Below are 13450 nucleotides of genomic sequence, written 5' to 3'. Positions count from 1 at the left end.
CGAACGGTCAACTGCCTTACTTACGGCTCAGAACGGTCATGAGCGTCAGCGCCAAGCCCTGGCTCGCTGACCGGCAACCCTCGCACCGCGGTGGGGTGCCCCAGGTGACGACCGGACCGGACGACGCATTCGGTAAGCGCGAGGCTCCCCGGGGCCACGACAGTGACAGGTGACGCCATGTACGCAGCTTCCAGGACGGCCCCGAGCCGCCCCCAGGGCCGCATGCCGTCGTACGCCGGTCTCCTGGTCGCCGACCGTGCCGTCGACCTGCTCCGTGTGAACAGCGCGCTGTGTACCGCGCCGGGCATCGCCCGCCGCCAGGGCTGACCGCTCCTCATCGCCCTCGCGTTCCCGCCGCACACCCCGCCCGATCGGTGTGCCGTTGTCCGCCCAGCCCCCGGTTAGCGCCGGCCCGTGCGCCGCCCCGTGCCCCAGAGCCGTCGCGGCGCGCGTCCGCCCGGCCGCGGCCCGGGGTGTCCGATCCCGCCGGAGCCCCTCATGAGTGAACCGCCAGGCGCCGCCGTCTCCCTCGCCGAGGCGCCCATCCCTGCCGACAGACCGTCAGAAAGACACGACGCGCCGCAAGTTCAGCCGCAGCGCCGGCCCGGCCGGTGGGCCGTCACCGCCGTCGTCCTCGTCCTCCTCGCGCAGATCCTGCACGGCCTGGTCACGAACCCCTTCTACCAGTGGGACCGCTTCCGCTACTGGTTCCTGCGCCCCGCCGTCCTCGACGGGCTCCTCGTCACCCTCGAAGTCACCGCGCTCAGCGCCGTACTGGGGCTCCTCGGCGGTGTCCTGCTCGCGCTCGGCCGGCTCTCCGGCAGCGCGGTGCTGCGCGCGGTCAGCTGGACCTACACCTGGCTGTTCCGCTCCGTCCCGCTGATCGTGGTGCTGATCTTCCTGTACAACTTCAGTGCCCTGTACAAGACCCTGAGCCTCGGGGTGCCGTTCGGCCCGGCCTTCGTGACCTTCGACGAGTCCCGGCTGGCCACCGACATGACCATCGCCGTCGTCGGCCTCACCCTGAACGAGGCGGCGTACGCGGCCGAGGTGGTCCGCGGCGGCATCCTCTCCGTCGACCAGGGTCAGCACGAGGCCGCCGCCGCGCTCGGCCTGCCCCGGGGCCACCGGTTCCGCCGGATCGTCTTCCCGCAGGCCCTCAGGTCCATCACCCCCAACTACGTCAACCAGCTGATCGGCCTGATCAAGAGCACGTCCCTGGTCTTCTACGTCTCCCTGCTCGACCTGTTCGGCGTGGTGCAGTCGATGGGCAACACCTACCCCGGCGACGTGGTGCCGCTGCTGATGGTCGCCACCGTCTGGTACCTGATCCTGACCAGCGCCGTCTCCATCGCCCAGTTCTACGTCGAGCGGTACTACGCCCGCGGCGCCACCCGCACCCTGCCGCCGACCCCGCTCCAGCGGCTGCGCGCCCGACTCGCGGAACTCCGGGACCGGTTGCGCCGCGAAGCCGCCGTATGACCGCCGCGCGGACCACCGAGGAACCCGCGCACGCCCCACGACCTTCTGCCCCACGACGCCCCGACACCCGAACGACAAGGACAGCCATGCCCAGCCAGTTCTCCCGACGCCGGCTCCTGCGCGGCCTCGCCGCGGCGACCGCGACCCTCTCCCTCGCCGGCTCCCTCGCCGCCTGCGGGGGAGACAGCGACGCCGCCACGACCGGCGACCGGGCCGGCACGGTGACCGTGGGACAGCTGTCCAACGGAGCCGCCGAACCGGTCGAACTGAAGGTCTCCGAGGTCAAGTCCATCAGCGCCGAGCTGCCCGCCTCCGTCCGCAAGAGCGGCAAGCTCGTCATCGGCGTCGGCGGCCTGCCCTCCGGCTCCGCACCGCTGAACTTCGTGGGCAGCGACCAGAAGACCCTCACCGGCTCCGAACCCGACCTCGGCCGGCTGGTGGCCGCGGTGCTCGGCCTCGAGCCCGAACTGCGCAACTCCACGTGGGAGAACCTCTTCGTCGGCCTCGACAGCGGCAAGAACGACGTCGCCTTCTCCAACGTCACCGTCACCGAGGAACGCAAGAAGAAGTACGAGTTCGCCTCCTACCGCAAGGACGACCTGGCCTTCGAGGTACTCAAGAAGAGCACCTGGAACTTCGACGGCGACTACCGCAACCTCGCCGGCAAGACGGTCACCGTCGGCGCCGGCACCAACCAGGAGAAGATCCTGCTGGAGTGGAAGGCCCGGCTGGCCAAGGAGGGCAAGAAGCTCACCGTCAAGTACTTCCCGGACCAGAACGCCATCAACCTGGCGCTGCGCGGCGGCAAGGTCGACGCCTACCTCGGCCCCAACCCCGCCGTCGCCTACCGCACGAGGCAGACCGCGCACACCCCCGACCCCACGCGCAGCGCCGGCACCTTCTCGGGCGCCGGCGAGACGGTCCAGGGCCTGATCGCCGCCACCGCCAAGAAGGACAGCGGGCTCGCCAAGCCGCTCGCCGACGCCCTCAACTACCTCATCGAACACGGGCAGTACGGCAAGTGGCTCGCCGCCTACAACCTGTCGAGCGAAGCCGTGCCCAAGGCCGAGATCAACCCGCCCGGCCTGCCCCTGGACAACTCCTGACCCGGCCAGGGAACAACCCGCGGCGGCGGCGTGTTGAGAGTCATGAAGAGATCCACCCGGCGGACGCCACACCGGCCCGCCGCGACCGACGGAGGGAGGCGACGGCCGTGGCCCCGGTGCCCGAACGGACCCGCCCGCCGCGCCCGTACCGCTCCGTCCGGCTGCACTCCCGGCCGCACATAGATCTCCAGCGCGTGTCCGCCGCGCTCTGTCGCCACTGATCTCCGCCCGGCCCCCCGGCCCGGCCGCTTCCCCCGCTTCCGCTCCCGCGCGCCCGCCCGGCCCGCGCCGCGTGCACCACGGCCCGCGCCCGGCCGCGCGCCGCTCACCGACGTACGGACATCAAGGAAGGCACCGACGTGTCGCCGACTCCCTCCGCACACCTGCACCTCGCCGTCGCCCTGGACGGCACCGGCTGGCATCCCGCCTCCTGGCGCGAGCCCGTGGCCCGCCCCCGGGACCTGTTCACCGCCGGCTACTGGGCCGACCAGATCACCGAGGCCGAACGCGGTCTGCTCGACTTCGTCACCATCGAGGACGGCCTCGGCCCGCAGTCCTCCCGGCGTTACGAGCGCGACGAGCGCACCGACCAGGTCCGCGGCCGGCTCGACGCGGTCCTCATCGCTTCCCGCGTCGCCCCGCTCACCCGGCACATAGGCCTGGTCCCGACCGTGGTGGCCACCCACACCGAGCCGTTCCACATCTCCAAGGCGATCGCCACCCTCGACTACGTCAGCACCGGGCGCGCGGGCCTGCGCGTCCGGATCAGCGCCCGCCCCGACGAGGCCGCCCACTTCGGCCGCCGCACCATCCGCCGGGCCGACGCCCCCGACACCCCCGACGCGCGCGAAGCGATCAGCGAACTGTTCGACGAGGCCGCCGACTACGTGGAGGTCGTCCGCCGGCTCTGGGACAGCTGGGAGGACGACGCCGAGATCCGGGACGCGGCGACCGGCCGTTTCATCGACCGGGACAAGCTGCACTACATCGACTTCCAGGGCCGCTTCTTCAGCGTCAAGGGCCCCTCCATCACCCCCCGCCCGCCGCAGGGCCAGCCGCTGGTCACCGCCCTGGCCCACCAGACGGTCCCCTACCGGCTGGTGGCCCGCCAGGCCGACATCGGCTACGTCACCCCGCACGACGCGGACCAGGCCCGAGCCATTGTCGCCGAGATCCGCGCCGAGCAGCAGGCGGCCGGCCGCGCCGGAGAGCCGCTGCACGTCTTCGGGGACCTCGTCGTCCTCCTCGACGACAGTGAGGCCGCGGCCCGGGCCCGGCTGGACCGGCTCGACACCCTCGCGGGCGAGCCGTACCGCAGCGACACCCGCGTCTTCACCGGCACCGCCAGCCAACTCGCCGACCTCCTGGATGAGTTGGCGAGCGGCGGCCTGACCGGCTTCCGGCTGCGGCCCGCCGTCACCGGACACGACCTGCCCCGCGTCACCGGGGACCTGGTGCCCGAACTCCAGCGCCGCCGGCGCTTCCGCACGGCCTACGACGCCACGACCCTGCGCGGCCACCTCGGCCTCACCCGCCCCGCCAACCGCTACGCCACCGCCGCCGCCTGAGCCGGGAGGACTCGCCCCACCATGAGCAAGCCGCTGAAGCAGATCCACCTGGCCGCCCACTTCCCCGGGGTCAACAACACCACCGTCTGGAGCGACCCGGCCGCCGGCAGCCACATCGAGTTCAGCTCCTTCGCGCACTTCGCCCGGACCGCCGAACGCGCCAAGTTCGACTTCCTGTTCCTCGCCGAGGGCCTGAGGCTGCGCGAACAGGGCGGCAAGATCTACGACCTGGACGTGGTCGGCCGCCCCGACACCTTCACCGTGCTCGCCGCGCTGGCCGCCGTCACCGACCGGCTCGGCCTGACCGGCACCATCAACTCCACGTTCAACGAACCGTACGAGGTGGCCCGCCAGTTCGCCAGCCTCGACCACCTCTCCGGCGGCCGGTCCGCGTGGAACGTGGTCACCTCCTGGGACGCCTTCACCGGCGAGAACTTCCGGCGCGGCGGCTTCCTGCCGCAGGAGGAGCGCTACTCCCGCGCCAAGGAGTTCCTCGCCACCGCGCACGAGCTGTTCGACTCCTGGCACGGCGACGAGATCCTCGCCGACCAGGCCACCGGCACCTTCCTGCGGGACGCCCGGGCCGGCGCGTTCGTGCACAAGGGACAGCACTTCGACATCCAGGGCCGGTTCAACGTCCCGCGCTCCCCGCAGGGCCGCCCCGTCATCTTCCAGGCCGGCGACTCCGACGAGGGCCGCGAGTTCGCCGCCGCCGACGCGGACGCCATCTTCAGCCGGTACGCCACCCTGAAGGAGGGCCAGGCCTTCTACACGGACGTCAAGTCCCGCCTCGCCAAGTACGGCCGCCGCCCGGAGGAGCTCCTCATCCTGCCCGCCGCGACCTTCGTGCTCGGCGACACCGACGAGGAGGCCGCGGAACTCGCCCGGGAGGTACGCCGGCAGCAGGTCAGCGGCGCCACCGCGATCAAGCACCTGGAATTCGTGTGGAACCGGGACCTGTCGGCGTACGACCCCGAGGGCCCGCTGCCCGACGTGGACCCGGTCGTCGCCGAGGAGCACATCTCGCGGGGCCGCGCCCAGGTGCGGATGTACCGCGACCCGGTCGCCATCGCCCGCGAATGGCGCGAGCTCGCCGAGGCCAACAAGTGGTCCATCCGCGACCTGGTCATCAACACCGGCAACCGGCAGACCTTCATCGGCTCGCCCGCCACCGTCGCCCGGACCATCAACGAGTTCGTCCAGGCCGACGCCTCGGACGGCTTCATCCTCGTCCCGCACATCACCCCCGGCGGGCTCGACCCGTTCGCCGACCAGGTGGTCCCGCTCCTCCAGGAACAGGGCGTCTTCCGCGCCGACTACGAGGGCACCACCCTGCGCGACCACCTGGGCCTCGCCCACCCCGACGCCGCCCGGCGCACCGGCGCCCCCGCCGAGCGGGCCGCGTCGTGAAGTTCCTCGCCATCACCCTGATCGTGCACCGGCCGGACCCCGCCACCGGCCTGCTGAAGCCGGCGCACGACCGGTTCCGCGAGGTACTGGACGACGCCATCCTGGCGGAGGAACTCGGCTTCGACGGCTTCGGCGTGGGGGAGCGGCACGAACGGCCGTTCCTCTCCTCCGCGCCGACGGTGGTGCTCGGCCACATCGCCGCGCTCACCCGTCGCATCCGGCTGTTCACCGCCGTCACCACGCTCAGCCTGCTCGACCCGGTCCGGGCGTACGAGGACTACGCCACCCTGGACCACCTGTCCGACGGCCGGCTGGACCTGATCATCGGCAAGGGCAACGGCACCGCTCAGCGCGAGCTGTTCCAGGTCACCCCCGAGGACCAGTGGGCCCGAAACGCCGAGAGCTACGAGGTGTTCCGGCGGCTGTGGCGCGAGGACAAGGTGAGTGCCGACACCCGGTTCCGGCCGCCGCTGAAGGACGCCGAGGTGTGGCCACGGCCCTACCAGCGTCCGGTGCGCGTCTGGCACGGCAGCGCCACCAGCGAAGAGTCCGTGGACCTCGCGGCACGCTACGGCGACCCGCTGTTCTCGGCGAACGTCACCCACCCCATCGAGCCCTACGCCGCGCTGATCCGCCACTACCGGGAGCGCTGGGAACACTACGGCCACGACCCGGCGGACCTCGCGGTGGGCGCCGGCACGGCCGGACTGTACGTCGCGCGCACCTCACAGGAGGCGCTCACGGCGTACCGCCCGGTCTTCGAGGCCGACCTGGCCATGAAGCGGGCGGCGGGCCTGCCCGTGGTCTTCGAGACCCTGGAGGACTTCGTCGCCCGCAGCTCGGCCCTGATCGGCAGCCCCGAGCAGGTGATCGACAAAGTGCACCGCTACCACGAGGAGTTCGGGCACACCGTGCTGCACGTGGCAGCGGACGCGGGCGGGCTGCCGCCCACGCTCCACCGCGACTCCCTCGAACTGTTCCAGGCCGAGGTCGCCCCCGTACTGCGCCGCCACATCCCCGACCCGCCGTTCCCCTGGGCCCCGGTCGTCCCCCGCCCGGCGCCCGCACCGGCCCCCGTGCCGGCCGGCCGCTGAGCCGCCGCATGTCCGCACCACGCACACCGTGAGCTTCCTACCGAGGAGATGGGCATGACCACCGTCACCGATCCCGGCACCAGCCTCGTCGTCCACCGGACCGGCCCGCGCATCGGCGCGGAGATATCCGGCGTCGACCTGACCCGCCCCGTCGACGCGGCCACCGCCGACGCGCTGCGCGGCGCCTTCCGCGACCACAAGGTGCTGGTGTTCCGCGACCAGCACCTGACCCCCGAACAGCACGTCGAGGCGGTCCGGCTGTTCGCCGAACCGTTCGACCACCCCACCGCCAAGCGCCACCCGGACCACCCGCTGGTCTACCCCTACAACGTGCGGCACACCGGCAAGGCCAGCACCTGGCACATCGGCGGCCTGTGGCGCACCCCCGCCTTCGCCATCGAGTCACTGACCTACGACGAGGTGCCCGAACTCGGCGGCCACACCCTGTGGGCCGACCTCCAGGCGGCCTACGACGACCTGTCCGAGCCCTTCAAGACGCTGCTCGCCGGCGTCACCGCGGTCTACGACGGCAACCCGGAGAACTACGCGCAGGGCAGCCGGAAGACCGCCCCGGACGAGACCACCACCGAGCACCCGGTCGTCCTCGAGCACCCGCTCACCGGACGCAAGGGACTCTTCCTCAGCTCCTCCGCGCTCGGGCTCACCGGCGTCACCGCGCAGGAGGGCCGGGTCCTGCTCGACCACCTCCTGCGGCACGCCGCCTCACCGGACTACACGATCCGCTTCGGCTGGCGGCCCGGCGACTTCGTGCTCTGGGACAACCAGGCCACCTGGCACTACGCCGTCGACGACTACGGCGACGGCGCCCGCGTCTACCGCAAGGTCATCGGCGTGGAACCGCTGCGCACCGCGTCCTGAGCGGGTACGAACGCGGCGTGGGCGCGGACGTCACCTCCCCCGTAGGTGACGTCCGCGCCCGTTCCCCCGGTGCCGGACTGTGGCCTCGGTGCCGTCCGTGTGCCGTCACCAGCACATGACCGCCGTCTCTCCCGACCCCCACGTCGAGTACAGGCGGACCCGGACGGTGTAGCGGCGGCCCTTGACGAGCCGGACCCGGACGGCGGCGTTGTCCGGCGTGCCGCCGTCGTCCCGCCCCGTGAGGAAGCGCGGCTCCCCGTCGCGTTCCTCGAAGACCACCAGCACGGTGTCGGCCTCGCCGAAGGTGCCCACGGTGTACTCGCGGGTCTCCGGCGGCTCGACGGCGAAGTCCGCCTGCTCGCCCGGCCCGAGACCGAGCGGCACCGACCGGAACGGCACCAGCGCGGCCGGCCCCGCCGTACCGGCGGGCGGATACCAGCGCAGTACGAACTCCTTGTCGGCCGGGGACGGGCTGCCGGGCGGCCGCAGCCCCCCGCGGTACTGCTCCGGCTCCAGCACCAGCCCCGGTCCGAGCGGCAGCGTCATCACCGACTGCGGATCCCACACCGAGGCCCCCGCCTCGCAGGCGTCCAGCCGGCCCAGCACATTGGTGTACGTCGTCTCCCGGCTCCAGAAGTTCGGCGGGCCGGCCAGCTCCGCGTACACCGCCTCGTCGTCCCAGTGCAGCCCCGCGTACGGGCTCTGGTGCTCGTGCACCATGCCGAGCGCGTGCCCGATCTGGTGCAGGACCGTCCCGCGCTCCCCGGGCGCGGTCACGTCCCAGCCGAGGTTCATGGTGCGCTCGCCCCGGCCCGCCGACAGCGCGTCCCGGCCGACCGCCGACCAGGACCCGGCACCGGCCTGGAACCCGATCCGCAGCTCCGCCTCGTGCCGGTCGGCGACCTCGGCGAAGGTGACGCCGATGCCGAGGTCCTGCCACTCGCGGAAGCAGTCGCGGACCACGTCCCGCTGCCCCTCCCCGCCCGCCCACGGCACCCGGCGCGGCTCCCCGGTCCCGGGAACCGGGATGACCGAGGCGTCGGTGCGGGCGTCCAGGAAGCAGTAGTGCAGCACCGTGCCGTTGACCCACATCCGCCGTCCGGCGAGCAGCGCGCCCAGCCGCTCGGCGGTCAGTCCCGCCGCGAACGACGGGGCCGGCTGCCGCGGGAGCGAGCAGAGGCGTCGGGTCATGTCACCAGAGTGCCGCCCGCCCCGGCCGCACACCTGAGTCGAGGGCTACTCAAGTCGCCCTGTATCAGAACCGAGTACCCGTGCTCAGCATGGTGTGAGGACTTACCGACAGGACGCGAAGACCCTTCAGCCGCCCTGGCCGTTCACCGGCCGGTCGGAGGAACTGGAGCGGGTGCGTGCCGCGTTGGCCGGGGGACGGCCCGGCATCGTGGTGACCGGACCGGCGGGCCACGGCAAGACCCGGCTGATCGACGAGGCGGTGCGGGGCCTGGACCACGCCCGGGTGACCGGCACGCCCGAGGCCCGGGACCTGCCGCTCGCGGCGTTCGCGCATCTGCTTCCCGACACCGTCTCGCTGCACCGCGCGGTCCGCGCGCTGTCCGGCGTACGGGTCCTCGTCGTGGACGACGCCCAGCTGCTGGACGAGACCTCCGCCGCCCTGGTCCACCAACTGGCCGTGCACGGCCGCACCCGGCTGATCGTGGCCGCGGCGGACGGGGCACCGGCGCCCGGCGCGGTGTCCCGGCTGTGGACCGGGGAACTGCTGCCCCGGCTGCCCCTCGGCCCGCTCCCGCCCGAGGACACCGCCCGGCTCCTCGCCGGCGCCGCACTGGACCCCCTCACCGTGCGCCGGCTGCACCAGGCCTGCCGAGGCGATCTGCGCCTGCTGCGCGACCTGCTCACCGCGCTGACCGAGGCGACCCGGCCGGCACCCCTGGCGAGCCCGGCGCTTGCCGGGGTGGGGGTGCCGGTGTCTGCCTCGGGGACGACGCTTGCCCCGGCCGAGTCGCCGGTACCCCTCCCGGGTGCCGGGCTCGTCGGGACCGGGTGGCTGGAGCCCGTGCCCGGTACCGGCGAGTGGGCCTGGCGGGGGCCGTTGCCGGTCACCCCGGCGGTCCGGGAGCGGCTCGCCCCCGCCCTGGAGCGCCCCGGCCCCGGCGAACGCGACATCCTGGACCGCCTCGCCTTCGCCGAACCCCTGCCGCTGCCGCTGGACGAGCTGGACGAGTCGGACCTGGAGGCCCTGGAACGCCTGGAGGCGGACGGTCTGATCGACGTCGGCGGACAGGGCGCGCTCACCCTCGCCCACCCCCTGCACGGCACCGCGCTGCGCGCCACGGCCGGCCGGCTGCGGGCCCGCCGGCTGGGCCGGACGGCCCCCGCTTACGAACCGGCGCTCGACGCCGAACGACGCACCCTGGTACGGCATGTGGAGCGGCTGGACGTCCGGCCGCTGCCCACGCCGGTGGGGGAGTGGCTGGTGGCGCACGACGTCCCGCTGCCCGCCCGGTACGCCGAGACCCGCGCCCGGTTCGCCCGCCTGCGCGGCGAGTTGCGCGAGGCGGCGGCCTGGGCCCGGGAAGGGCTGCGGTCGACTCCCTCGGACGGCGGCTGCCGCGGGGAACTCCGGCTGGCCGAGGGCGGCCCGGACGAGCCGGCCGACCCGGACGACGTCCACGCCCGCTACGCCGCCGTACGCCTCGGGCGGCCCGGCCGGGCGGCCGGGCGGCTGCCGGCCGGCAGCGTGCTGGCCCGGCACGCCGACGCCCTCGCCCGCGCGGACGGGCCCGCGCTGGACCGGGCCGCCGAGGCGCTGGCGGAACGGGGCTTCACGCTCTACGCGGCGGAGGCGTACGCGCAGGCCGCCCGCACGCACCGGGATCCGAGCGCCGCGAGGCGTTCCCGGACCCGGGCCGTGGCCCTGGCCCGCCGCTGCCAGGGCGCGAGCACGCCCGCGCTGGCCGGCCTGGTCCTCGGCGAACTCACCGCCCGCCAGCGGCAGATCGTCACCCTGGCCGCGGCCGGACTGAGCAACCGCGAGATCGCCGAGAAGCTGACACTGTCGGTACGGACGGTCGGCAACCACCTGTACAGCGCCTACACACGCCTGGGCACGGGCGACCGGACCGCGCTGCCCTGGCTACTGGACGGCCCCGACCGGGAGACGGCGTAGCGGCCACCGCCCGTACGTATGCCTGGTGTGGTGCCGGCCTCTGCGCCGTCCTGCTGCGACACTCTTCGGAAACCGTCATCATCGTGGTGCATCCGCCGCAGCCCGATCAACAAGGCACTTCGCAACGGAGCACCGCTAGGCCGCCCCGAACGCCGCGAAGGCCCAGCCCGTCGCCTGGTGGAGCGCATCGCCGGGCAGGGCGGCGCGGGCGTCGCGCAGGGCCTCGGCCAGGGACAGGCCCGCGTCGAGGCCCTTGTGCAGGGCCAGCATCAGCGGCACCACCGCCGCGTCGTTCACCGGCGCGCTGCTCGCCACCACCCCGGCCGTGCCCAGCGGCAGCAACGCCGTCACCACACCCAGCAGTTCGTCCGCGCCGACCGAGGCCAGGCGCGCCGTCTCGCAGCTGGACAGGATGATCCGGTACGGGCTGCGGGCCAAGCGCTCGAAGTCGTGCACGATCAGCGGCCCGTCCGCCATCCGCAGCGCGGAGAACAGGGGGCTGTCGGCGCGGAACGTGCCGTGCGCGGCGAGGTGCGCCAGGCCCGCGCCGTCCAGCTCCGCCAGCACCCGCGGCACCCGCGCCTCGTCGTCCTCCAGGACCGTCGCCGTGCCGTACCGGCCGGCCAGCTCCGGCACCTCCGCGCCCCCGGTCGCCAGACCCGGGCCGCGCACCAGCACCGGCCGGCCCCGGGGCGGCGGCTCCGTCTCCCGCGCGCGCAGCCAGCTGCCCGCCGACGGCGACACGCTGAGCACCCGCTCGCGCAGCGCGGGCAGCAGCGCCCACGGCACCTGGTGCAGCGCGCCCGGCGGCACGATCACCACCGGGCCGGCCCCCAGATGCGGCACCGCGCCGGCCAGCAGCAGGTCCTGGAGCCGCCGGCCGGCCTCCTCCACCAGCGGCAGCCGCGCCTCGGCCCCCGGATGCGCCAGCCGCCGCAGCGCGGCCTGCACATGCCCGGCCTCGGCCACCGCCTGGTCCAGCGATCCGCCGGCGAACCGCCGTACCCGGCCCTGACCGCACAGCAGGACGTGCACCCGGCCGTCGACCACGACCAGTTCCACCAGCCGCCCGTCGCCGAGCCGGTCCAGCAGCCGGTCCACGTCGAAGCGGTACCCGGCGCCCGCCGCGGCCCCGCCCATGTGCCGGGTGCGGGAGCGCACCTCCCGTTCCAGGCGCCGCTGTTCGCGCTCCAGCGCCGGCACCGGGCGGCCCTCCATCCGGGCGGCCTCCGCCCGGGCCGCGATCTCCCGGTAGGCGGTCAGCCCGCTCAGCAGCGCCGGATCGTCCGGCGGCCGGGTCGGCGGCGCGGACAGCACGGTCGCCCGCCACCGCTCGCTCCACGCCAGCAGCCGCCGCGGACTGCCCTGCGCGAGACTCACCTCCTGCGCCAGCGCGGCCAGTTCGGCGCCCTGCGCGGTCGCGTGGGCGCGCAGCTCCGAGGCGCCCAGCGTCATCCGGTGGTCGTCCAGCACGTCCAGGCCGCGCCGGCACGCCTCCAGCACGCCCCGCCGGGACCCGGCCGCCCGCGCCCGCAGCGCCTGCGCCGCCCAGCCGGTCACCCGGGCCGGCGGCGGCCCGCCGTACCGGCTGCGCGCGGCCACCGCCAAGTGCCGTTCCGCGTCGGCCGTCCAGCCCAGCGCCAGCGCGATCCGGCCGGCCAGCAGCGAGGCCTCCGGCGCGGCGGGCGAGCCGAAGGAGGCCAGCTTCTCGGCGACCGCCGCCGCGTCCGCGACCATCCGCCCCGACCGGCGCCCGGCCGCCACCCGCGCCTCGATCAGCACCAGCCGCGCGTGCGTCTCCCACCAGGTCCGGCGCTGCGCCGCGAACAGCCGTACGGCGACGGCGGCGCGGGCTATGGCGGTGTGCGCGTCCCCCGCCGAGCGGGCGGCCCAGGAGGCGGCGAGCAGCAGTTCGGCCTTGCGGGTGGACTGCCCGCCGATCCGGTCCAGTTCCGCGATCGCCGCGTCCGCCTCGGCCAGCGCCTCCGGGGCCAGCCCCGCCGCCCGCAGCACCTCGCAGCGCCGGATCGACAGGTTGTAGGTGGGGGTGCCCAGCTTGGCGTAGCGCTCCTCGGCCTCGTCCAGCAGCCGCAGCGCCGCCGGGATGTCCCCGGACCGGAAGGCGGCCAGGCCCCGGCTCTCCACCGCGTCCGCCTTGTCGTGCTCCTGGCCGGTGGTGTCCCACAGCCGCTCCGCCGCCGTGAAGTCGGCGACCGCCCGGTCCACCGCGCCGAGCGCCAGATGCACGGTGGCCCGCAGGGTCAGCGCCCGCGCGGTCCAGATGTCGTCGGCGACCTGGCGCAGCACCGGCAGCGCCCGCCGCACGTCCTCCAGCGCCTCCCGGTGCCGGCCCAGCACCCACCACACGTAGGCCCGCCGGTACAGCACCCGGGCCCGGGTGTGCCCGCTGCCCCGGGCCACCCCCCGCTCGAACGAGGCGAGTCCCTGCCGTGTGCGCCCCGCGTGCACCAGTGCGACCCCGAGCGTCGCGAGCACGTCGGCCTCCCGGTCGGCCGACTCGGCGCGCGCGGCCAGGTCCCGGGCCCGCCGCAGGTGCCGCAGCGCGATCCGCAGGTCACCGAAGTCCCGCTGCCAGATGCCGAGTACCTGGTGGGCCACGCTCGCGTGCAGCGGCGACGGACCCGAGCGCAGCACGTGTTCGGCCCGCGCCCGGGCCTCGCCCGGGTCGGCGAACACCATGGGCAGCAGTTCGAGAATCGCCTCGCTTCCCGCTGTCACGTCTCGCATGGTAGTAGCCGGCTGTAT

At 74.4% G+C, this 13450-nt stretch carries 11 protein-coding genes and 1 riboswitch; of the genes, 9 read left to right on the top strand and 2 right to left on the bottom strand.

The genetic code is table 11. The features are described from left to right. Nucleotides 1–34: 34 nt before the first annotated feature. Nucleotides 35–145: riboswitch (SAM riboswitch) on the top strand. Nucleotides 146–177: 32 nt separating this feature from the next. The 8 genes from IE251_RS21785 (at nt 178) to IE251_RS21755 (ending at nt 7539) form a co-directional block, all read left to right on the top strand. Next, complete coding sequence (locus IE251_RS21785) at nt 178–327, top strand: hypothetical protein (protein WP_157846993.1); 150 nt, start codon at nt 178–180, stop codon at nt 325–327. A 171-nt stretch (nt 328–498) separates the two neighbouring features. After that, nucleotides 499–1482: an amino acid ABC transporter permease gene (locus tag IE251_RS21780; RefSeq protein ID WP_189754682.1), complete on the top strand. Its 984-nt coding sequence runs from the start codon at nt 499–501 to the stop codon at nt 1480–1482. Nucleotides 1483–1568: 86 nt separating this feature from the next. Then, nucleotides 1569–2588 carry a transporter substrate-binding domain-containing protein gene (locus IE251_RS21775; protein ID WP_189754681.1) on the top strand — a complete coding sequence of 340 codons (1020 nt, stop codon included), beginning with the start codon at nt 1569–1571 and terminating at the stop codon, nt 2586–2588. Further along, complete coding sequence (locus IE251_RS42140; RefSeq protein WP_359416352.1) at nt 2504–2809, top strand: putative leader peptide; 306 nt, start codon at nt 2504–2506, stop codon at nt 2807–2809. Before IE251_RS21775 ends, IE251_RS42140 begins: the two co-directional genes overlap by 85 nt. Nucleotides 2810–2947: 138 nt before the next feature. Beyond that, the gene (locus IE251_RS21770) at nt 2948–4156 is read left to right on the top strand and encodes an LLM class flavin-dependent oxidoreductase (RefSeq protein WP_189754680.1); all 1209 of its coding nucleotides are present in this window, start codon (nt 2948–2950) and stop codon (nt 4154–4156) included. A 21-nt stretch (nt 4157–4177) separates the two neighbouring features. Continuing rightward, entirely contained in the window at nt 4178–5566 is a 1389-nt protein-coding gene (locus IE251_RS21765) for an NtaA/DmoA family FMN-dependent monooxygenase (protein ID WP_189754679.1), read from the top strand. Beyond that, complete coding sequence (locus IE251_RS21760; protein WP_189754678.1) at nt 5563–6660, top strand: LLM class flavin-dependent oxidoreductase; 1098 nt, start codon at nt 5563–5565, stop codon at nt 6658–6660. Before IE251_RS21765 ends, IE251_RS21760 begins: the two co-directional genes overlap by 4 nt. Before the next feature lie 54 nt (nt 6661–6714). Beyond that, nucleotides 6715–7539, top strand: a complete 825-nt coding sequence (locus IE251_RS21755) for a TauD/TfdA dioxygenase family protein (protein ID WP_229896880.1) — start codon at nt 6715–6717, stop codon at nt 7537–7539. Between the two features lie 105 nt (nt 7540–7644). On the opposite strand, the gene absR1 is transcribed toward IE251_RS21755, so the two are convergent. Beyond that, entirely contained in the window at nt 7645–8730 is a 1086-nt protein-coding gene (absR1, locus tag IE251_RS21750; RefSeq protein WP_189754676.1) for a beta-glucuronidase AbsR1, read from the bottom strand. A gap of 94 nt (nt 8731–8824) precedes the next feature. Between absR1 and IE251_RS21745 the strand changes: the two genes are divergently transcribed. Continuing rightward, on the top strand, nt 8825–10684 hold the full coding sequence (locus IE251_RS21745; RefSeq protein ID WP_189754675.1) for a helix-turn-helix transcriptional regulator: 1860 nt from the start codon (nt 8825–8827) through the stop codon (nt 10682–10684). Between the two features lie 135 nt (nt 10685–10819). On the opposite strand, the gene IE251_RS21740 is transcribed toward IE251_RS21745, so the two are convergent. Next, on the bottom strand, nt 10820–13432 hold the full coding sequence (locus IE251_RS21740; RefSeq protein WP_229896879.1) for a CHAT domain-containing protein: 2613 nt from the start codon (nt 13430–13432) through the stop codon (nt 10820–10822). Nucleotides 13433–13450 lie beyond the last annotated feature (18 nt).

It is taken from the genome of Streptomyces eurythermus (assembly GCF_014649115.1).
GTDB classification, from domain to species: Bacteria; Actinomycetota; Actinomycetes; order Streptomycetales; family Streptomycetaceae; genus Streptomyces; species Streptomyces eurythermus.
Note: the sequence above shows the minus strand (reverse complement) of the source record. Positions and strands in the feature narration are given on the sequence as shown.